Source organism: Paenibacillus lignilyticus, assembly GCF_017942085.1.
GTDB lineage: Bacteria > Bacillota > Bacilli > Paenibacillales > Paenibacillaceae > Paenibacillus_Z > Paenibacillus_Z lignilyticus.
In genome coordinates, this window is the sequence record NZ_JAGKSP010000005.1 from 123,435 (window position 1) to 144,383 (window position 20,949).

The window sequence follows — 20,949 nt, forward strand, 5'->3', positions numbered from 1 at the left end:
AGGAAACCAAATGGTTGTATATAATCGAATTCGAAAAGCGAAACCAAATGGTTTCGTATTAATCCGACAATCAAACAAAGCGAGGGAACCGGGATGTTATTTAGTGACATTAATTATTGGGCGGTATTGGTTACGGGAATACTATCTTTAGCATTAGGATTTCTGTGGATGGCGGTCATTTGGAAGAAGCCGTATCAGCGGGATATGTACGGAAGTCCTACATCGCAGCCAAGCAACGCCGTTAAGATGCAGTCTTTTATCATCTATATTCTCGTTTCGTTCCTGACTTCGATCGCGTTTGCCGTTTGCTTACAGCTGTGGAAAGCCGGCGGACAAGCTTTTGATTACGACGGTGATTCCTTGGCCGGCGCGTTCTGGTTCACGATGCTGCTGGCAGCGGGTTATACACTGCCGTTCACGGTTGGCAAGAAAGTGTGGCAATTCAAGAGCTGGCTCGTTGTAGCCGTCGATACGTCCTATGAAGCGGTGCGTTTCACGATGCTGCTGCTCATCTTCTGGTTTTGGAATTAATCATAATCATACCTAATACCCGGTGAAGGAGCGGACATGCTCACGCCGGGTATTTCTTTTCTCGATACATAAGTTCGTCCCATACATCGCAGCTGGAACGGCTGATAGCGAATGTTGTGCGAAATGGAATAGTTGCACCGTGAAAGGCATATCTGCCAATGCTCAGCATACGATTATGCGAAGAATGCGAGGAGAGGGATGATGCTGACATGGCCGCGAACGAACAGCAGCTAACGCAAATCGCAATGGCAAATTTGCCGAGTGGCGCGGAGCTGATGTTACTCAACCAGTCTGCCGCGAATGCGGCGGTGTGTGCAGCTGATCTGAATGGAGACCGATTGTCTGAGATTGCTGCAGTATACCGATTGGGCAACCAGCTTCATTTGGTGGTGCTGCGAGAGAAGAAGGGGAAATGGGAGAAGGCAGCCGATGTCAAAGGGCATGGCCATGGTGTAGCGCAGTTGATGGCTATGCCAGTGATGCGAGCCGGTCAGAACAATTTAATCGTAGGCTGGCAAATCAACGCCCAGTGGTCGAAGCTGTCTGTTTATGAATGGAACAAGGAAGGGTTAAGAGATGTCGCGCCGTCCGGCATGAGCTACAGCTACATGGATGCGATGGATATGCCGAGCAACCAAGGTCAAGACGGCAAAACAGAGCTGGCGATTTGGATGCAAAATAGCGGCGAATCCTACCACATCGAAGTCCTTCGCTGGCAAGAAGGCAGCTTTGTTCCTGCGCAAGACGTGTATAGCTATTATTTTCCGCATGTCGTCAAGTACTATGAGCGGCTAGTCTGGCGGTACCCGCAATATCCGCTGTATTGGTACCATCTTGCTGATGCACAATACCGCTCCGGTCGTGTTGAACCGGCTCTGGTGTCCGTTCATCAGGCACTCGCTTTCGCTCAACCAACGCGGGATACGCTGCTTGAGCTGGAGCAGTCGATCCGGGATGCACTGGAACCCGTGGTTCCAACGCGAGCGGTGGGTCTGTTTCCCGCGTCGCTGAAAACCGTAAAGGGCATGAGATGGGGCTACATCGACAACCGGGGCAGGATGGCGATAGACCCGAGGTATGACGACGCCGGTGACTTTCAGGAAAACGGATTGGCGGTGGTCTCCGAGAAAGGGAAATATGGCATCATTAACGCATCCGCTCAGTACATCGTTCCACCTATTTACGATTCAATTGGCAAATTCTCAGAGCAGCGCGCCTCTGTAATCGACAGTCAAGGCTTTAAGATGATTAACGAGAGCGGCACGGTGCTGACGAAGAAGGCGTATCCGTTTATCTCCGACATGCATAACGGCAGAGCGGTATTTTATGACACCCTTCCCGGTTCCGCAGGGGAGAGTACGATTCAATATGGCTATCTGGATGCGCAAGGCCATGCAGTGATTCCGGCGCAATTTCAGGAAGCGAATGATTTTCAAGGCAATAAGGCACTCGTCAAGGTGAAAGACAATGAATATGCGTTAATTGGTTTGGATGGCCGCCGGCTCCATACTTACCATTATGCGAGCGTCGGGCCGCTAGGGGATGGATTGCTATCCTTCCAGCGTGAGCTTGCGGGTAAAACCGGTTATATGGATGAAAGCGGGTCTATCGTGATTCAGCCTGCTTTTTACTCCGCTTTCCCCTTCGAAGACGGCCGCGCGATCGTCAACACTTCGGATGATTTCAGGTCGAATTACGGCGTCATCAATAAGCAAGGTGCTTTTATTATAAAAGCAGAGTACAACGACATCAGGAGTTTAGGCAGCGGCAGGTTTGCGGTAGGCAAAGCCATCGATCCTCAGCAGCCTTATATCGGTTCCATTTATGCCATCGCAGATTGGGATGGAAAGCTGCTGACGGACTTTGTGTACCGGGATGTCGCTGATTATAGCAAGGGGCTGGCTTCCGCATCGGATGCGAAGCAGACATTCTTCATTGATCGCAACGGTCAACCGGCTCCAGGTTATCCGCGCGTAAACGGCAGCGGCACGCTTACATTGGAAGAAGGCGGGTTGATCAAGGCTTACGTGGATCAGCGGCTCTCCTATCTGGATCGCTCCGGCCGGGTCATTTGGCAGCAAAATACGACGATTCCCCTGAAGCAGCCTTACTTCGTCAAGGAAGAGAAATTCAAACCGAATCGGGATTATCTGGTCTATTATCCGCAGGTGGAAGGGATGGCTGAACAAGCCGCACAGGGGAAGGTTAATGCAAAGCTGCGCGAGCTGTCACAGGTGAAGCCAATTCCGGAGGATCAAAAGCTGGATTATTCGTACTCCGGTGATTTCGATGTCTCGTTCTACAAGCAGCAGCTGCTTCAGCTTGAGCTAACCGGCTATAATTTCCCGTTCGGTGCCGCGCATGGGATGCCAACGAAGAAATACGCCATCATTGATCTAGCAACTGGCCAAATGTTCGCGCTCAAGGACTTGTTTAAGCCCGGCAGCAACTACGTCAAGGAGCTAAGCGATATCATTGGCAAACAAATCAAAGAGGATCCGCAATATTCCTACGTGTTTCCGAATACCTACAACGGCATTCGTCCGGATCAGCCGTTCTTCGTTTCCGAGAACGCACTCCATATCTATTTTGAACCGTACGAAATTGCGCCGTATGCGGCCGGATTCCCGACATTCAAGATTCCTTTTGCCCAAATCAAATCGATTCTGGATACGAACGGAGCGTTCTGGAAGTCGTTTCATTCCTAAGCTTAGTGCTGAAAAGTCGCGATTTCGCGGCTTTTTTGCTTTGTGCGGGAGGAGGTTAGCTTTGTAAAATGGAATGTATTTAGTTCGTGTAGAAGGCGATACGGCGTGAGATCGGAGTGCAGTGCCAGAGCGAATAGGATGGGTGATCAAAGATGAAAGATGATGAAATGCAAGCGAAAGCTTGCCCCCTTTGTCATAAGCGGAATAATTGCGAAGGAAACCATAGCTGCTGGTGCAGCAACGAGGTGTTTCCGGAGGGGATATTCGAGCTGGTTCCGGCGGAACAGCTGAATCAATCATGCATTTGTATGGATTGCTTGAACAAGTTTAAGAGGGGCAATGCGAATTCGGTTCAATAGTCGTTGGAAGATGGGGGCAGAACTTATGTTTCACGAGATTACGAAACATCCGGATTACTTAAGTCCGCAATCGTTCGCTTGGTGTAAAGAACTGGCAGCACGGACAGGTAAATATGAGTTTACTTGGAATGGCGTTGTTGAAGGCGACTCAGGTGAAGATGTGCTGACGAAGAAGCTTGCCTCTGTTATCGGCGGTAAAGTGCTCGATGTTGGATGCGGGCACGGCGAGTATACCAATCGTTGGGCAGCTTATGCGGAAGAGATTGTTGGTTTGGATGTAACGGAAGGATTTCTGGAGACGGCGAATCTCCATCGAAAACCGAATGTCCGTTATGTTCGGGGTGATACGCACCATTCGCTGCCTTTTGCAGATGATGCGTTTGATATGGCTTACACGAAAAAAGGACCGGGCAGCTGGTATACCGAGGGGAATAGAGTCGTTCGTCCGGGCGGTAAAGTAATCCTTTATCATCCCGGTGACGGGAATGGGGAGGGCGGGGAGCTTGGATTGTGTTTTCCGGGTTTATTTCAACCCCCGGCGGTTGGAACGCCGATCTTGGATAAAGTGCAGGAGCGGTTGGAATCGAGCGGGCTGGTTGACATTCATATGGCGCGGATCAGAGAAACAGTCTGGATTCCATCGGCTGAAGATGTGCTGAACATGCTGTGTTTCGGCCAGCGGGACAGCTATTCCGACTATGTGCGGGAAAACTGCTATGCGGGTATCGTATCGCAATTTGACAAACATGCCACTGCGCAAGGAATCCGCACGACCGGATTTTATTATTTGATCGAAGCTGCAGCATCGGGATAGTTGGCGATATGGGCGACTCTCAGTTGCAGGAGCGCGGCGTTCCGGCGGCTGGCCGTCAGCTGAGAGTTCCGAAATCGAACGCTTAGGAGCGAAAGCGGCGGAAAAAAGCGCCGAGAGTTCGAAAATGAGACTCTCAGCATGCTTGAAGTCTCGAGCTTGTGGTGTGTAATTTCCGCCTCGCAGCAAGCTCAACTCGGCGGCTATACTGCAGTTACTCGGGCAATCCGACACTCAACACGCGAGCATCAACAGGGCTGTCCAAGATGGTGATTTCTCGGCGCAGCGGTACTTTTAACATTTAGATGAGATCAAGCGCTTACATCGATTTCCCTTGCAAAATCCTGTACTCAAATCCGAAGATAGGTTGATGAGAGGCAATGATGATTACTCTACACTTCGATGTTCACGTCGAGCAGCCTCCCAATTTCTTAACCAATTCATGCGGTTCAGAATGAGATGCGGCTTTACAGCCATACTAAATCAGGTCTCTCCGAGTGCTCTTTACATGAAGCATCGGGAGCAACATATCCCATTTTGCACGCAGATTTTTTCTGCTTCCGTAGGGAATGGTTAGCATTCCATCCGACAATTTCTTGCAATAGGATGCATCAATCGGAGAATAAGTTTAGTATTTGCTCCTCAAAAGTGATATTTTTAGAAAAGACACTAGCAGTCTACTATCGACATCCATTACGTGAGGTGAATCATTGTGAAAGTTAGTCAACATGAAATTGATACACTAACCCTAAATGAAGAAAACATTCAGCTTGCCGTTAACCTGATCCGTGTAAACGGATATGTTATCCTTGAAGGCGTTCTGCCGACGGAGAAAGTCGCCGAACTAAAGAAAGCGTTCACAGAAGCGATGGACTGGTTCATCGATAAGCATGGTAAAGAAATTTATTTGAATAAAACAGGCTTCAACGAAGGCACGAACCACTTGGGTATCTTCCTTCCGTTTGCAGCGCCTTTCAACGATTCGCTTGTTATCGAGCACCCGTTTGCTCTGGCCATCATGGATCGTATCCTTGGCAAGGACTACTCGGTTACATTGTTCTCCTCGAACACATCGCTGCCCGGCGGTCAGAAAGCACAGCCGGTTCACCCGGATTACGGCGCTCGTTTCGGCGATCTGTGCACAACGCATCTGCCGATCACGGATCTTGTGTTCAACATTCCGCTCGTCGATGTGCACGAAGGCAATGGCCCGATGGAAATTTGGCCGGGCGGCACGCACTTGCTGCCGGATAATTACTACGGTCCTAACGGTCCTAACCCTGAAGATCTGGCACCGCATATGCATTCCATGAAGGTTCATATGCCTGCAGGTTCGATTTTGCTTCGCGATGTTCGCATGTGGCACCGTGGAACACCGAACCGCAGCAATGAGATCCGTCCAAACCTTGCCCTGATCTACAGCGCAATGGACCGCGATAATCGCGTTCAGATCCCAATCGAAACCTACGAGCAGCTGTCCGACCGCGCGAAGCACCTATTCCGCTGGCAGAAAATCGGCTATCCGGCTATCGAACCAACGCACGAATAAATCAATTGAAGAAGGACTACAAAATCGTTATGATTTTTGTAGTCCTTTTTTTACTTCCAAAACTAGGGGGAAACGACCATGAAAGCTGCTTCTATTTTCAATGAAGTGAAAACAGCAGACAAGCTGCTCGCCATCACCTTCGACGATGGGCCGAATCCGGAATGGACGCCTCAATTTCTACGAGTGTTCCAGCAATATGGGGCAAAAGCGACCTTCTACGTGCACGGGACGAATATGGAGAAATACCCCGATGTCGCGCAACGAATGGACGAGGAGGGGCATGAGTTCGGCAATCACAGTTACTCTCATCCGCATATGGCGAGCCTAAGCAAAGAGGAGCAAACAGAGGAGCTTCGCCGCGCGGAGCAAATCATTGTCGCTGTCATCGGAAAACGTCCGTCCACGTTTCGTCCGCCGTATCTGGAGTACAACGATGACCTGCTCGCCGTTTGCGAGCAATTCGGGTATCCCGTCATTCACGCGACGAATCTGGATACTCGCGACTGGGACATGCCGGGAACCGAGCACATTGTGAATGTTACGCGCGCAGAGGTCCGGGCGGGAAGTATCCTGTTGTTCCATGATGGATTCGGAGATCGTTCGCAGTCACTTGCGGCGATTCAAATCCTAGTCCCCGAGCTCATCGAACAAGGGTTCAAGCTGGTCACGATCAGCGAGCTGCTAGCCACAGAGACTACCTAATCACGAATGCGCCGTACGAAGCTTTCCGCCGCAACGGATAGCTTCTTATCGCGCCTCACTGCAAACCCGATTCCCCGGGATGGAAAGGGGATGTCCGCCTTTAGCTCCAATAGCTTCCCGCAGCGAAGCTCCTCCTCTACAAAAGACCGGCTGATGAAAGCCGCCCCATAGTTCAATCGCGCGAATTCCGCCAACAAATCAACGCTGCCCAGCTCAATATCCGGTTTCACGGTAACTCCTTTTGCTGCAAACCATTGATCCACGAAGGTACGAGTACTGCTTCCCGGTGAAAGCAAGATCAACGGCAGCTCAGCAAGCTCATGAATGGAAAGTGTCCGCTCCGCCAGCTCCTTGTACGCCTCCCCTACGACAAAACAATCCTCGATCATGGCCATGGTATGAATAATCAGCTGAGGATGCTGTATGGGCAAATGAAGCATCGCGCAATCGATCTCGCCATCCAGCAAGCGCCTGGTGATGTCCGGTGTTTTCCCATGCGAGAGGCGAATTCGGATACCCGGATAATCCCTGTGAAAAGCATTAAGCTGCGGAAGCAGCAGATGCTTAATAAGTGAATCGCTTGCGCCGATTCGGATTTCGCCGGCATGAAGCTGTTTCAGATTGTGCAGATGCTTTTGCGCGGAATCCAGCATCGAGAAGGATTGCTCGACATAGTCGAGCAGCGCCAGGCCTTCATCCGTGAGCTCCACGCCTTTGGATAATCGATGAAACAGCTGCACGCCCATCGCTTCCTCCATCTGTTTGATGGCATAGCTGACAGAAGGTTGCGTAACATGCAGCTCTTGCGCGGCTTTCGTTAAATTACGGTGTCGAGCGGTATAGAGAAAGATTCGATACCATTCTAAATTCATCATTTTGACATAAACCACCTTTATGGCAACGATTCAATATTCCGATTTCATTTATCTCAAGTATCTCATTATAATCGGGATAGATCAATTACTCCCTAATGAGGTGGACGGAAATGATAACGGTACATCCGGATTTTGAAGCGCGTTCTCCATGGTCGGCAAACAACGATAGGCTTGAGGTAAGAGTCAGTCCTCCCAAGTCGGCCGTTCAAGGCACGATTCGCGTGCCCGGCAGCAAGAGTCTCACGAACAGGGCGTTAATTATTGCAGCACTCGCCATAGGTAAATCGGAGCTGCACGGCATTCTCAAAAGCGATGACTCCTATTGGTGCATCGATTCACTAACGAAGCTTGGCGTAGCTGCGGCTGTGCAGCAAGAGACGGCTTCCATTGAAGGCTGTGGCGGTGTATGGCCGAATGCTTCAGCGAACTTGTATGTTGGCGCTGCAGGCACGGTAGCCAGATTTTTGCCAGGCGCACTTGCGATCGGGCACGGGAAGTGGTCAGTCAGCGGAAGCAAGCGAATGAGTGAGAGACCGCAAGCTCCGTTGCTTGCATCCTTAACGAAGCTTGGCGCTACATTCGAATATTCGATCTCCGAATACAGTCTACCCTACAAGCTGCACGCATCCGGGTTGAATGGCGGCGAAGTGACGATCCCCGGCAACACATCGAGTCAATTTCTTAGCGGGCTGTTAATCGCAGCACCCTATGCGAAGGAACAGCTGACAATACGCATTGATGGAGAAGTTGTTCAAAGGGATTACGTTCAAATGACACTTGATATGATGGCAGATTTCGGAATCAAAGCAGAGGTGTCGCAGGATGGTCAATCCATCACGGTCCCGCAAGGAAACTATGAAGCAAGGACGTATCAGCTGGAGCCGGATGTCTCCACTTGTTGTTATTTCTGGGCGATTGCAGCTTTGACCGGAGGCCATATCCGGACTGAAGGAATTCAAGCAAGTCGCACAAGCCAGCCCGATATCGAGATGCTGCACGTACTGGAACAGATGGGATGCACGGTTACGAAAGGCGAGAATGTTGTTGAGGTGCAAGGAACGGATCAGCTTAAAGGCGGGTTCACGCTAAGCATGAAGAAATGGTCCGATCAGACGCTTACGATTGCTGCAATGGCTGTTTTCGCAGACGGACCTATTACATTAAAGGACGCTGCACATATCAGGCATCATGAATGCGATCGTATTGCAGCGATTTGCGCAGAGTTAACCAAGCTGGGCATTCAAGTGGAAGAACATCAGGACGGGCTAACTGTGCATCCCGGCGCGCCGGTGGCGACTTTGGTGGATTCCCATGACGATCATCGCATGGCGATGGCACTTTCGCTTATTGGCCTGCGCGTTCACGACATTCGAATTTCGGATCCCGGCTGCGTATCCAAAACTTGTCCGGGGTATTTCGAGCAATTGGCCGGACTTGGTATACGAGTGAATTATTAATGGGAGGAGGACAAAGTAATGGCAGGTAATACATTCGGAGAACGTTTCAAAATTACAACCTACGGAGAGTCGCACGGCGCATCAGTCGGCGTCATCGTAGATGGCGTTACGCCAGGCGTGGAAATCGACGAGGCTTATATCCAAAAACAGATGGATCGGCGTAAACCGGGTCAATCTTCCGTGACTTCGCCTCGCAAGGAATACGATATCGTTCATATCGAGTCCGGCGTGTTTGAAGGCAAAACAACGGGAACACCGCTCTTTATCATTTTGCATAATCACGATATGAGGCCGGAGGCGTACGGTTCGATTCAGCATGCTTTTCGCCCCGGCCATGCGGACTTTACCTATCTGCAGAAATATGGCATTCGCGATCATCGGGGCAGCGGGCGTGCTTCGGGAAGAGAAACCGCAGCCCGTGTTGCCGGCGGTGCAATTGCGCGCAAGCTGCTGGAGAGACGCGGTGTTGACGTCATTGCATACTCGCAGGAGATCGGCGGGATTCGCTGCGATACCTTCGATGAAACCGCGATCGAGCAAAATGCGGTTCGTGCCTGCGACCCTGTGGCAGCCAAGGACATGATTCGCAAAATCGAGCATTTGGCTTCCATCGGGGATAGCTGCGGCGGAATTGTGGAATGCCGGGTTCGCGGAGTGATGCCGGGTCTTGGCGAACCTGTCTTCGATAAATTAGATGCCGAGCTGGCAAAGGCGATGCTATCCATTGGCGCGATTAAAGGGATTGAGTTTGGCGCAGGCTTCGAAGCGGCTGCGATGCTGGGCAGTGAGCATAATGACGGCATGAACAGCAGCGGGTTTCTGAGCAATCATGCGGGCGGAATCGTTGGCGGGATCAGCAATGGCCAAGACATCGTGTTCCGAGTCAGCGTCAAACCGACATCATCCATATCGGTACCGCAGCAGACGATCAACGTGGACGGCGAAGAACAAGAGATCCAAACGATCGGCCGTCATGATCCTTGTATTTGTCCGAGAATTGTACCGGTTGTGGAAGCGATGGCCTGTCTTGTCGTGGAGGATATGTATAAGCGACAAGCAGCTATGCTTGGCTGAGGAAAAATGGTACGATACGCCTGAGAACGAAGGAGGCGAGCAACCATGAAATCCTATATGTGGGAAGGCAGTAAGGTCAGACTGCGGCCATTGGAATTCGGCGATTGGGAGGACTATCATCAGAATGATCACGATTCTGAAGGTGCTCGGCTATGCGATATGATTCATTTTCCAAGAACCGAGGAAGGTACAAAGTCTTGGGCGGAGGAGAAGGTCGACCATCCGGCGGAAGGTGATAACATATGGCTGTCCATTGAGACACTTGAAGGCGTATTGGTAGGCAGTATTTGTACAAGCCATTGTGATTCGCGAAACGGCACCTTCAAGTATGGCATCGCGATCTTCCGCGAGCATTGGCGCCAAGGTTATGCTTCGGAGGCGATAAAGCTGATTCTTGGTTATTATTTCGAGGAATTGCGCTATGCCAAAGCCAATGCCCATGTATATGCCTTCAACAGCGGCTCGATTGCGCTGCAGGAGCATCTCGGCTTCAAGCAGGAAGGTCGCCTGCGTGATATGATCTTCACGAAAGGCAAACATCATGATGAATTTATCTACGGGCTGACGAAGAGCGAGTATGAGGAATCGCTGCAAGAGAAATCAACGATGGATTAAGACGTCGTTGATTTTTTTATTTTGTTGACTTGGAAGCAATACCCATATGATAATCGAATCATTGCTGGCAATTATTAGAATTCATAGAAGTCATTAGTCTTTTCAGGAGAGAAATGAGGGATTGTATGGCTGTCATCCAAGTGGAGAAATTGCGCAAAGAGTTCAAGCGTAACAAGAGCAGAGAAGGATTATGGAACAATGTCAAAGGACTTGTTTACCGAGAGTATGAGACCAAGACGGCCGTAGATGACATTTCGTTCACGATCGACAAAGGGGAAATTGTAGGGTATATCGGTCCGAACGGAGCGGGCAAATCGACCTCGATCAAAATGCTCGTCGGAATTCTGGTCCCAACGAGCGGCAGAGTTATCGTAAACGGCATAGAGCCTTACAAGAATCGGGAGCTGAACGCGATGCGCATTGGCGCCGTCTTCGGTCAGAAAACCCAGCTATGGTGGGATACACCCGTCATCGATTCCCTTAGGTTAATGCGGTACTTGTACGACATTCCGACGGCTAGATTCAATGAGAATATGGAGCGGTTCACGGACATTCTCGGTTTGGATGAGTTCAAGCATGTTGCCGTCCGTCAGCTTAGCCTGGGCCAGCGAATGCGGGCTGACCTATGCGCCGCGCTGCTGCATGATCCGGATATTATCTACCTGGATGAGCCGACAATTGGGCTGGATGTGGTGGTAAAAGAGAAGATTCGCAACTTTATCCTCGAAATCAATTGAGATCGCGGGACGACCGTCATACTCACGACCCATGATATGTCCGATATAGAGAAGCTTTGCAGTCGCGTCATGGTTATTGACCAAGGCAAGCTGATGTATGATGGGAATCTCGAGCAATTGAAGAGCGACTTCGGCTCCGGTGAGCGGATGGTTGTGGAAACCGATCGTATCTTCGAATCCTCCCAGGAGCTGAACGAACTCGGCGTGGCAAGCTGCAGCGTCGACGGCAAGAAGACGCAGCTGGTTTACGACAAGAAGCGGATCAACTCGTCAATGCTGATCAAATGGATCATGGACAGGTACGATGTGAAGGACTTTGTCGTCAAGGAAACCGACATTGAGGAGATCATTCGCACCATGTATGGAGAGCGGCTGCCGCTTGAGGCCGCTGCGGATCGGGAGCGTGTTTTCGTATGAGACTCGCCCTCTATCGGGAAATGACACTCAATTCACTTCGGCAAAATATGGCGTACCGGATGGAAGTATTCATGTTTCTGTTCGGTCAGCTGATCAAGGTGTTCGTGCAGGTTTACATCTGGTATGCCGTATTTGCGGGACAAGCGAAGGTCGATTCGGGCGCCGGCAGCATTTCGGTGAAGGAGATGGTCACGTATGTCGTCATCAGCTCGTTCATCTCCGTATTCGCAACGAATAATGTCATCTTCTGGGTCGGAAGAAAAGTAAGGAACGGCGAGATTGCGATGGAGCTGCTCAAACCGGTAAATTTTCGCTTCGCCGCTTTCTTTCATTCGCTGGGGCAGAACGTATACCGCGTATTCTTCGAACTTCTTCCGCTTCTCGTCATCAGCCTGTGCTTCTTTCGTATTGAACTGCCGACCGGTTGGCAAGCAGTGGCATTCGTGATTATGCTCTTCAACGCGTTCCTGCTCAATTTCCTCATTAATTACATCATCGGATTAATAGCCTTCTGGTACGTGCTCGTCTGGCAAATTAATGTGCTGCTAAGCGGGTTGATTCGATTGTTCTCCGGCGCTTTTATCCCAATCTGGTTCTTCTCCGGAATGCTGACGACAATTTCCTATTGTCTGCCGTTTCGATTGATTTATTACGATCCGATCTCCGTCTATTTAGGCAAAACGAGTGGGTTAAACGACGTTGGCTTCGTTATATTGCAGCAGGTGGGCTGGATCGTCGCACTACTGCTTCTGGAACGGCGGATGTGGGCAAGCGCGGTGAAAAAACTGGTCGTGCAGGGGGGCTGAACATGCGGTTTCTCAAATTATATGCCCGATTTATTCCGATCTATTTCAAAAGCAAATCGGAGCACGGCATCATGTTTTACTTGGATTTCCTCGGATTCGCGATGGGGCACATCGTCAATTTCTTGATTATTTGGGTCATGCTCGACCGTTTCAACACGATAAATGGCTGGGGTATGTACGAGGTCATGCTGATTTACACGATGAACATGTTTACGTTCGGTTTAGCTTCGATCTTCTTCTCGTTTCAGATGTGGGAGGTGGAGGATATGGTTGCCCAGGGCACGTTCGATGTCATGCTCGTCAAACCGGTCAACCCGTTCATTCATATGATCATTCGGACTTTCGGCCACTTCTACTTAGGTGATGTCATCATCGGAATTATCATGTTTATCGTGTGCTTCAACCATCTGAATGTTCATATGGGCTTCACCGAATTGCTTATCCTGACGGTCGTGCTGATCGGCGCAACGCTTGTGCAAGCTGCTTTCATCGTCATTACCGGCTCGATGTGCTTCTGGTTCACTCGATCCGGCGCATTAATGGATATGGTCGTTCATGGGATTCGTTCGTTTATGGATTATCCCATTTCGATTTACAGCAAGTTTATTCGCATCCTCGTTACCTTCGTCGTGCCGTATGCGTTCGTCAACTTCTATCCGTCACAGCTGATCTTGAACAAGAAAGGGGAGACGCTGTTTTCACCGGTTCTGCCTTATATTGCGCCGGTCGTCGGACTGGCGATGTTCATATTAGCCTATATGGTTTGGAATAGGGGACTCAATAAATATCAGGGGACGGGAAGTTAATTCTCGATCTTTGCTGCCATTGGGCAGTCTTTTTATTGATAAACAGTAGTTATCGGGTGAATAAAATAATGAAAATTCTGTTTATCGGAATGAAGTGTTACACTCTAACTAAGCAATCCATGTTGGAGGTGGACGTATGGAAATTTCAAGTATTTCCGAGAGCTTCAGAAAATTTGCTGAGAACGAATGCAGAGGATCAAGCAGCTTATACGAACAGCTCTCCGGTCGAATTGCCGGGGACGATGATTTACTGCGTATTGCTGCTGCAAGCAGGGAAGGGCAGCCCATTCCGAACCTCTTACTGGGTGCGGTACATTTGTTGCTGCTTAGCGGCTTTGAACATGAGCTGATAGATTATTATGGGAGCATTGTGCCGAATCCGAAGGACGCCGCAGCTGCGTTTGTACCTTTCAAGCATTTCTGCCTGCTTTATCGCGACGAGCTTGCGCAGTTGCTGGCAACAAAGCTTGTTCAGACGAACGAGGTTCGGCGATGCGCGTATCTGTATCCGGCATTTTGCCTCATTCATCGTCTATCGAACAAACCGCTTGCCTTGATTGAGGTCGGGACGAGCGCCGGACTGCAATTATTCTGGGATCAATATCGATACTCGTATGATTCAGTCGATGGATACTTCGGTAATCAGCAATCCTCGTTCACACTGGCCACTTCACTACGTGGATCGAACATGCCATTTCTCTATTCCGACAGTCCTCCTGTAGCGTCCAGAATGGGCATTGATCTCCATGTGAATCAGCTCCAAGATCCGGAAGACCGACTTTGGATGAAAGCGTTGATATGGCCGGAGCATCGGGAGCGGATGGAACATTTTGAAGTAGCTGCAAGCGCATTCGATCATCAAGCTGTGCAACTGATAGAAGGCAATGCCTTGGCATGCTTGGATTCGGCAGCGGCAACGATTACCGAGGATCATGCCTTATGTGTTTTCCATACGCATGTGGCAAACCAACTAAGTCTCGCCGATAAACAGCAATTGTGCGAACAAATTCGAATAATAGGGGAGACAAGAGAGGTCTATCACCTCTACAATAATATGTGGGATCCTGAATTGCATCTGGATTCCTATAGGAACGGCCGGTTTGGTAGCGTGACTCTTGCCGAAACAGATGGGCATGCCAGATGGTTGAATTGGAAACTCTAGTTCAGAGCCACGGTTATGATACAAGGAGGTGACCCGGTGTTCACGGAAAGCGAATATTTCGACGAGCAATTTAAAGATATTCAATTTAGCAAAGAAGAAGTCGTCGCGGTTCATTTCTACGATTGCACGTTCACGAATTGTGAGTTTAGCGAGACAGTGTTCGATGAATGCAAATTTACCGGCTGTACGTTTATCCACTGTGATTTAAACCTTATGAAAGTCGCTAACAGCAAGTTCTCGCAGGTTTATTTCATGCAGTCGAAGCTGGTTGGCGTCAATTGGACGGAGGCGGAGTGGCCTCGAATCACGGTGCCGAGCTTGCTGAAATTCGAGGAGTGCACCTTAAATCACTCAACCTTTATCGGAGTTGCGCTGCCGCAATCTACAATCATGAATTGCTCCGTCAAGGATGTCGACTTCAGAGAAGCGGATCTCACGAAAGCCAACTTGCGAGGCTCGGATTTCACGGAAAGCGTGTTTGGTGAAACGAACTTATCAGGTGCCGACCTCTCCCACGCGTCCAACTATCAGATTGACCCTAGCCAGAATCGGATACGCCAGGCGAAATTCATGCTGCCCGAGGCGCTAAACCTGTTGTATTGCATGGATATTGTGATCGATGAAGATTGATTGAAAGATGGGCTGCCTCGAGAGCTACTTACGGCTTTTGGGGCAGTTTTTTTGCTTCTTAGTGTTCCAATCGGTTCAAATACTGATATGAAAATAGGCGCTCGCCTGTTATATTGGAGAAAGCGCTTCAATATTGGAAAAATCAGTAATGGGAGGCTTTGAACAGAGATGAACAAGGTGCTGACTGATTCGCAGATTGAGCAGTTTATGGAGCTGGGCTGGGTAAAGGTTGAGGAGGCGTTCCCGAGGACGCTTGCGCTGGAATGCCAAGACTTCCTATGGGAGCAGCTAAGACGCTATGAAGTCGATCGGAATGATAAAGTAACATGGAAACCACCTTTAATGTTTATGAAAGAGAACTTTCGTAGCTTGTCATTTGATCAATGCCATACGGAACGGCTTGGCGATGCCATCGAGGACTTGATTGGACCGGACCGCTGGCGTCAGAAGGTTGCCTGGAACGGAGAAACGGATCGGAATTATCCGGGATGGGGCTGGTGGCCGGTCAATTTCAATCTAGGCGCAGACGAATCATGGAGTGTCCCGGCAACCGGTTGGCACTGGGATGGATCGCATTTTCGCCATTACGTTGATGCGCCGGATCAGGGCCTGCTTTGTTTGTGCATCTTCTCGGAAATCGGGCCTCATGGCGGGGGAACATTGATCGCGGAGGGCTCACATCAAGTAGTTGCCCGGTACTTAGCCGCAAAACCGGAGGGGATGGATCCGCATGAAGCGATTGCAGAGTGTAATGTGCGGCATCCTTGGCTGGCTGCGTTGACCGGACGCGCAGATGATTCTTTCTTGGCCGGAGCGAATCGTGTTGAGAAATTTATGACGAATACGTTCACCGATGTGCATGGAACAAAACTTCGCGTCTTGGAGGCAACTTCATCACCAGGGGACGTCTTTTTATGCCATCCTTTTCTCTATCATACCTCTTCGCAAAATCACAGCGGGGTAACGCGTTTCTTGTGCAATCGAACGACTCCATTGAAAGAGCGGATGAACTTCGATCGAATAGACGGAAGTACGTATTCGCCGCTTGAGCTCAGCATCAAACGTGCTCTCAAGTTATAGGTCGGGAGGTAGATCGGCTGAGAATTTAGCAATTGCTTCCAAACGGAATCTCATATACGATGAAGATATTGGTTACCGAAGGGAGTGAGCGGCATGAAACGCCGGGCTGCGATGACTACAACAACTACAATTAAGGTGAACATGAACTGAATAGATGGGCAGACGCAATAAGCCTGCCATGTTGAAGGATGTTTCTGTACTTTATTTCTGTATCGGGATAGCGTTGTTTGCGTATGCAAGCTATTCTTAGCGATCAGAATGATGAGGCCGCAGGCAATATGCCTTGCGGTCTTTTTGCGCGCAAAAATCGATATAAGACGCGGAGGTCAACCGAATATGTTGAAGCTTAACTATTTATTCCATAATGAAAATTTAGCTGAAATGATAGTAAAGAACTGGAGCTATGATCCGGAGTCGACGGAGATGTTTCGGTATTATCGCATTTCTTCGAATGCGATATATCCGTTTCGAAAGGATGGCAGGACGCAGCTATTAAGATTTGCTCCTGTTCAGGAGAAGAACAAATCGAATATTGAAGCCGAGTTGGCATTCATCAAATATTTGCGCGAGAATGAGTATGGCGTGCTGGTAGCCGTGAAATCGAACAGAGGCGAGGAACTCGCAGAAATTCGAACGCCTTGGGGCGTCTATTATGCCTCCGCATTTGTACGTGTGCCGGGATCAGCGATTAACCAGACTGACCTTGCGGACGAGATTATCTTCAGCCACGGCCATGCATTGGGTGAATTGCATCGATTATCGAGTAAGTATGAACCCGAGCCCGGAGCACCAAGAAGATGGTCATACATCGACGTGCTGGATTGGATTGACGATCAGATCAAGGAGTACGCGAATGCGGCAATAGCAAGGTCGGAGGTCCAATTGCTGCGTGAGCATTTCGCTGATTTACCTGTCCATACGCGAAACTACGGCCTGATCCATTATGATTTCGAATACGACAACGTGTTCTACGATCACGAAGCGAAACGCTGCTATGCGATTGATTTTGACGATGCCATGTATCATTGGTATGCCATGGACATCGAGCAAGCGCTGGACAGTTTGCAGGACTGCATTTCGGAAGAGCTGTATAACCATAAGAAACATTGTTTTCTTGAGGGATATCGCACTGCATTCGATTTACCTGAGGATCCGGATGCGGTATTTCCGGCGCTAAGACGATTTGCGAACTTGTATAGTTATGCGCGTCTATTACGGTCCGTTGCGGAGAAATGGGATCATGAGCCGGAGTGGATGCAGCACCTGCGAACGAAATTTGAACAAAGCATGCGCAGCAAATCGACGTTATTCGGCACGAAGCTTTCATAAACGACACAATAGGGGGAGGCTCATTCGTTGAGCCTCTCTTTCGCTTAAATACAGAAGGAGAAGGGTAATAAATTGTTGTTGTACATATCGAAAACTCGTTATATAATCAAATGTGCCCGAGCACATTGAGGATGAAACCGTTCCCAACGTGCCGGACACAAACACGCGATCCCGCGGACCATCGGAGGGAGAACATGAGCAGATACGCAGTTGAAACGCTCAAGCAAGATGGCTTAACCGTTATTAAGTTGTCTGATTCATTTAGCGGAAGTATCGCAGAGCTGCTGCCGGAAGTGGGCAACAATCTGTATAGCTTTACGACTGATGGACGCGAAGTCATCAAGACTTCCATAAGTTTAGCGACATTGAAGAACGAGAAGTTCGCGAGCTCGAAGTATGGAACACCTGTCTTGTCTCCGCCGAACCGGATTAACAAGGGTACCTTTTCCTTTCTGGAGCGTACGTACCATTTTCCAATTAATGAACCGCCTGATTATCATTTGCATGGGGAACTAAGCGTCAGAGCATGGGAAGTGCTTGATTGCGGTGCCTCCGACGAACAGGGAGCTTGGGTTATAAGCCAACTGCGGTACGGGGACCTCCCGGATATCCTGGATTATTTTCCTCATTCCTTAACGTTCACCATTACATACCGGCTGCTTGACGGCAAGCTGAGTATGGATAGCTGCATTAAGAATGAAGGCTCTGGTGAAGCCCCATTCGCTTATGGATTGCATCCTTACTTCTCGCTGCCTTATGAAAGCGACCCCAACCTTACTCTGCAGGTTCCTGCCAAAGCAGAATGGCCGATAACGAATTTATCTTTCGTTACGGGACGTCCGGCGATAACCGAACTGAGCGAAGCCATTCAACAAGGCATCGCGCTGGCTGACTATCCGGAGCTTGGATGCACGCTGCTTACGATTGATCCGGAGTCGGACTTCATTAATCGCCTTGTTCTCCCGAACGCGGGTTATACGATTGCCTACCAACTGGATGCGCAATTCCCATTCGTGCTGTTGTTCCGTCCGAGCTGGGATCAAGCGTTCTCGATTGAGCCTTACACCTATGTAACAGATGCATTCAATCTTCCGTACGAGCATGAATTAACCGGAGCACAAGGTATAAAAGCAGGAGAAGAGCGCAGGATAACTACTTCACTTTGGATCGAATCGAATACCTAAACAAGTTCAAACAGGAGGCACTGGGATGAAACAGCTTGATTTTCAAACCATCATTCGGCCTGAAATGCCGAAACGGATGGATTATCGGATAGGATGTATCGGATCCGGCTTTATTATGCGGGATTGCCACCTGGTCGCTTACCGTGATGCCGGATTTAATCCGGTTGCGATTGCGTCCCGTACGTACGAGAATGCGAAAGCTGTGGCAGAGCTGCGCAACATCCCTAAGGTTCACCGTACGTGGGAAGAGCTCGTGCGCGATCCGGAAATCGAAATTCTCGATATCGCATTGCCGCCGGATCGCCAGCTTGATGTCGTTCGCGAAGCGGTCAAGCAGCCGCATATCAAGGGCATTCTGTGCCAGAAGCCGCTTGCGATGAATTCGCAGGAGGCGCATCAAATCGTTGAGCTGTGCGAGGCAGCAGGGATTAAAATCGCCGTAAACTCCAACATGCGCTATGACCAATCTATCCGTGCGCTTAAAGCGATCCTTGAAGGCGGATACTTGGGACAGCCTGTGCTTGCAACGATTGAGATGCGTGCGATTCCGCATTGGCAGGGCTTCTTGGAGCAATATGAGCAAATCGAAATTCTCAACATGGGAATCCATCATATTGATGCGTTCCGTTATCTGTTCGGCGACCCTGAGAAGATTACAGCCGTAACGCGCAGAGATCCGCGTACGAAGTTCTCTCATATCGATGGTATTTCGCAATATACCTTCCAATATGCAGATGAGCTGATGGCGACTAGCTTGGATGATGTATGGGCTTGGCCGGGCGAAGGCACGGAGAAAGATATTTACATCAAATGGCGCGTCGAAGGCTTGGATGGCATGGCTGCAGGAACGATCGGTTGGCCGCGTTATCCGGAACATTCGCCAAGTACGCTGGCATTCACGACTCGTCAGCAACCAAACGAATGGATTCGCCCGGAATGGGACTCCGTATGGTTCCCGGATGCTTTTCAAGGAACGATGGCGCAGCTGCTGCGTGCCGTTGAAACCAACAGCGAGCCGGAAATCGGCGGACGCGATAATTTGAAGACAATGGCCGCAGTTGACGCTTGCTACAAGTCCATTGCCGAAGGCAGAACAGTGAAGCTGTCAGAGCTTATATAACCCAAACTCTAAAACGCGGAGGTCATCACTATGTTACAAGTCGGTATTTTCAACGCTTATTACCCCTATTCGCTTCAGGAATCGATCGCAAGAATGAAGAAAGACGGTTTCTCTTGCGTGCAGCTGGACTTGGCTTTCAAAGATATGGATCTGTCCTTTGATTCCTTGACGAAGGAGAAATGCCGCACGATTCGCGACGCATTCCGCGATGCGAATCTGCCCATCGTCTGTATCTCCGGGTATACGAACCTGATTCATCCGGATCCGGTTAAACGCAAACAGAACATCCACGGCGTGAAGAAAATTCTTGAATTTGCTCGTGACCTTGGCAGCCCGTATGTAGTTAGTGAAACTGGTACTTTCAATACGGAAAGCGACTGGGTTTGGGATCCGAAGAACGCTACTGAAGAAGCATACGAGGAAGTAGCGACAACGATCGAGGATCTTGCTAAGTTTGCCTACGATAACGGTTCTGTTTTCTTGATTGAGAACTATGTCAATAACGTTATCGGCTCTGTTGATCAAGTATCGCGTTTGCTTTCGGATGTTAATCACCCGGGTCTTGGCCTACTGATGGATCCGACTAACTACTTCACGGACAACAATATCGATCATATCGATGAAACGTTGAACAAGATCTTCAATGCACTTGGCGACAAAGTCAAAATCGCGCACGCCAAAGATTGCATGCGTGCCGTGGATACGTTGGAGAAGCATGCAAATATTGACGCATCCGAGTCCCACTCGTTCCGTGGTGCAGGCGCAGTTGAGCTTCCGGCTCCGGGTCTTGGCAATTTGAACTATGATTTGTATCTGGAGCGTTTGGCGAAGCTTCACCCGAACATTCCGATCATCATCGAGCATTTGGAAGAAGAGGACATTCCGCGTGCGAAAACGTTCCTTGATAATAAACTCAAAGCAGTTGGCGTATAAAGGCTCTTGTGAGAATAAATCATTCGCTCTATAATAATAGGTGCCCGAGCACACCTGGGCAATA

General features: G+C 49.6%; 21 protein-coding genes. 20 read left to right on the forward strand and 1 reads right to left on the reverse strand.

Translation table 11 applies throughout. From position 1 onward, the window contains the following. Window positions 1-93 precede the first annotated feature (93 nt). The 6 genes from I8J30_RS14545 (at window position 94) to I8J30_RS14570 (ending at window position 6,660) form a co-directional block, all read left to right on the forward strand. Window positions 94-531 (forward strand): DUF1761 domain-containing protein, encoded by a 438-nt coding sequence (locus tag I8J30_RS14545; protein WP_210658802.1) that lies wholly within the window; start codon window positions 94-96, stop codon window positions 529-531. Window positions 532-740: 209 nt separating this feature from the next. Then, window positions 741-3,239 carry a WG repeat-containing protein gene (locus I8J30_RS14550; protein WP_210658804.1) on the forward strand — a complete coding sequence of 833 codons (2,499 nt, stop codon included), beginning with the start codon at window positions 741-743 and terminating at the stop codon, window positions 3,237-3,239. 167 nt (window positions 3,240-3,406) lie between these two features. Continuing rightward, window positions 3,407-3,598, forward strand: coding sequence for a cysteine-rich CWC family protein (locus I8J30_RS14555; protein ID WP_210659266.1), 192 nt, complete (start codon window positions 3,407-3,409; stop codon window positions 3,596-3,598). Window positions 3,599-3,623: 25 nt separating this feature from the next. Then, window positions 3,624-4,412 (forward strand): class I SAM-dependent methyltransferase, encoded by a 789-nt coding sequence (locus tag I8J30_RS14560; RefSeq protein ID WP_210658806.1) that lies wholly within the window; start codon window positions 3,624-3,626, stop codon window positions 4,410-4,412. Between the two features lie 709 nt (window positions 4,413-5,121). Continuing rightward, the gene (locus I8J30_RS14565; protein ID WP_210658808.1) at window positions 5,122-5,958 is read left to right on the forward strand and encodes a phytanoyl-CoA dioxygenase family protein; all 837 of its coding nucleotides are present in this window, start codon (window positions 5,122-5,124) and stop codon (window positions 5,956-5,958) included. A gap of 78 nt (window positions 5,959-6,036) precedes the next feature. After that, entirely contained in the window at window positions 6,037-6,660 is a 624-nt protein-coding gene (locus I8J30_RS14570) for a polysaccharide deacetylase family protein (RefSeq protein ID WP_210658809.1), read from the forward strand. Here the strand turns inward: I8J30_RS14570 and I8J30_RS14575 are convergent. After that, window positions 6,657-7,535 carry a LysR family transcriptional regulator gene (locus tag I8J30_RS14575; RefSeq protein ID WP_210658812.1) on the reverse strand — a complete coding sequence of 293 codons (879 nt, stop codon included), beginning with the start codon at window positions 7,533-7,535 and terminating at the stop codon, window positions 6,657-6,659. The genes I8J30_RS14570 and I8J30_RS14575 overlap by 4 nt on opposite strands. Before the next feature lie 110 nt (window positions 7,536-7,645). On the opposite strand from I8J30_RS14575, the gene aroA reads away from it, so the two are divergent. The 14 genes from aroA to I8J30_RS14640 all read left to right on the forward strand — a co-directional run bounded on the left by aroA (window position 7,646) and on the right by I8J30_RS14640 (window position 20,885). Continuing rightward, entirely contained in the window at window positions 7,646-8,992 is a 1,347-nt protein-coding gene (gene aroA / locus I8J30_RS14580) for a 3-phosphoshikimate 1-carboxyvinyltransferase (protein WP_210658814.1), read from the forward strand. Window positions 8,993-9,010: 18 nt separating this feature from the next. Beyond that, window positions 9,011-10,066 (forward strand): chorismate synthase, encoded by a 1,056-nt coding sequence (gene aroC / locus I8J30_RS14585; protein WP_210658816.1) that lies wholly within the window; start codon window positions 9,011-9,013, stop codon window positions 10,064-10,066. Window positions 10,067-10,111: 45 nt separating this feature from the next. Beyond that, window positions 10,112-10,681 (forward strand): GNAT family N-acetyltransferase, encoded by a 570-nt coding sequence (locus I8J30_RS14590; RefSeq protein WP_210658818.1) that lies wholly within the window; start codon window positions 10,112-10,114, stop codon window positions 10,679-10,681. Window positions 10,682-10,806: 125 nt separating this feature from the next. After that, window positions 10,807-11,418: an ABC transporter ATP-binding protein gene (locus I8J30_RS34005; RefSeq protein WP_338044864.1), complete on the forward strand. Its 612-nt coding sequence runs from the start codon at window positions 10,807-10,809 to the stop codon at window positions 11,416-11,418. A 69-nt stretch (window positions 11,419-11,487) separates the two neighbouring features. After that, entirely contained in the window at window positions 11,488-11,835 is a 348-nt protein-coding gene (locus I8J30_RS34010; protein ID WP_338044865.1) for a hypothetical protein, read from the forward strand. Then, a complete protein-coding gene (locus tag I8J30_RS14600; protein ID WP_210658820.1) occupies window positions 11,832-12,641 on the forward strand; it encodes an ABC transporter permease in 810 nt (269 codons plus the stop codon). Before I8J30_RS34010 ends, I8J30_RS14600 begins: the two co-directional genes overlap by 4 nt. Window positions 12,642-12,643: 2 nt before the next feature. Then, entirely contained in the window at window positions 12,644-13,447 is an 804-nt protein-coding gene (locus tag I8J30_RS14605) for an ABC transporter permease (RefSeq protein WP_210658822.1), read from the forward strand. Between the two features lie 136 nt (window positions 13,448-13,583). Beyond that, window positions 13,584-14,609 carry a DUF2332 domain-containing protein gene (locus tag I8J30_RS14610; protein ID WP_210658824.1) on the forward strand — a complete coding sequence of 342 codons (1,026 nt, stop codon included), beginning with the start codon at window positions 13,584-13,586 and terminating at the stop codon, window positions 14,607-14,609. 36 nt (window positions 14,610-14,645) lie between these two features. Next, complete coding sequence (locus I8J30_RS14615; RefSeq protein WP_210658826.1) at window positions 14,646-15,239, forward strand: pentapeptide repeat-containing protein; 594 nt, start codon at window positions 14,646-14,648, stop codon at window positions 15,237-15,239. A 168-nt stretch (window positions 15,240-15,407) separates the two neighbouring features. After that, window positions 15,408-16,319, forward strand: coding sequence for a phytanoyl-CoA dioxygenase family protein (locus I8J30_RS14620; protein WP_210658828.1), 912 nt, complete (start codon window positions 15,408-15,410; stop codon window positions 16,317-16,319). Between the two features lie 336 nt (window positions 16,320-16,655). Further along, window positions 16,656-17,648, forward strand: a complete 993-nt coding sequence (locus I8J30_RS14625) for a phosphotransferase enzyme family protein (protein ID WP_210658829.1) — start codon at window positions 16,656-16,658, stop codon at window positions 17,646-17,648. Window positions 17,649-17,842: 194 nt separating this feature from the next. Continuing rightward, entirely contained in the window at window positions 17,843-18,832 is a 990-nt protein-coding gene (locus I8J30_RS14630) for an aldose 1-epimerase (RefSeq protein WP_210658832.1), read from the forward strand. 25 nt (window positions 18,833-18,857) lie between these two features. Continuing rightward, a complete protein-coding gene (locus I8J30_RS14635; RefSeq protein WP_210658834.1) occupies window positions 18,858-19,952 on the forward strand; it encodes a Gfo/Idh/MocA family protein in 1,095 nt (364 codons plus the stop codon). Window positions 19,953-19,982: 30 nt separating this feature from the next. Next, window positions 19,983-20,885 carry a sugar phosphate isomerase/epimerase family protein gene (locus I8J30_RS14640; RefSeq protein WP_091217457.1) on the forward strand — a complete coding sequence of 301 codons (903 nt, stop codon included), beginning with the start codon at window positions 19,983-19,985 and terminating at the stop codon, window positions 20,883-20,885. Window positions 20,886-20,949: the final 64 nt, after the last annotated feature.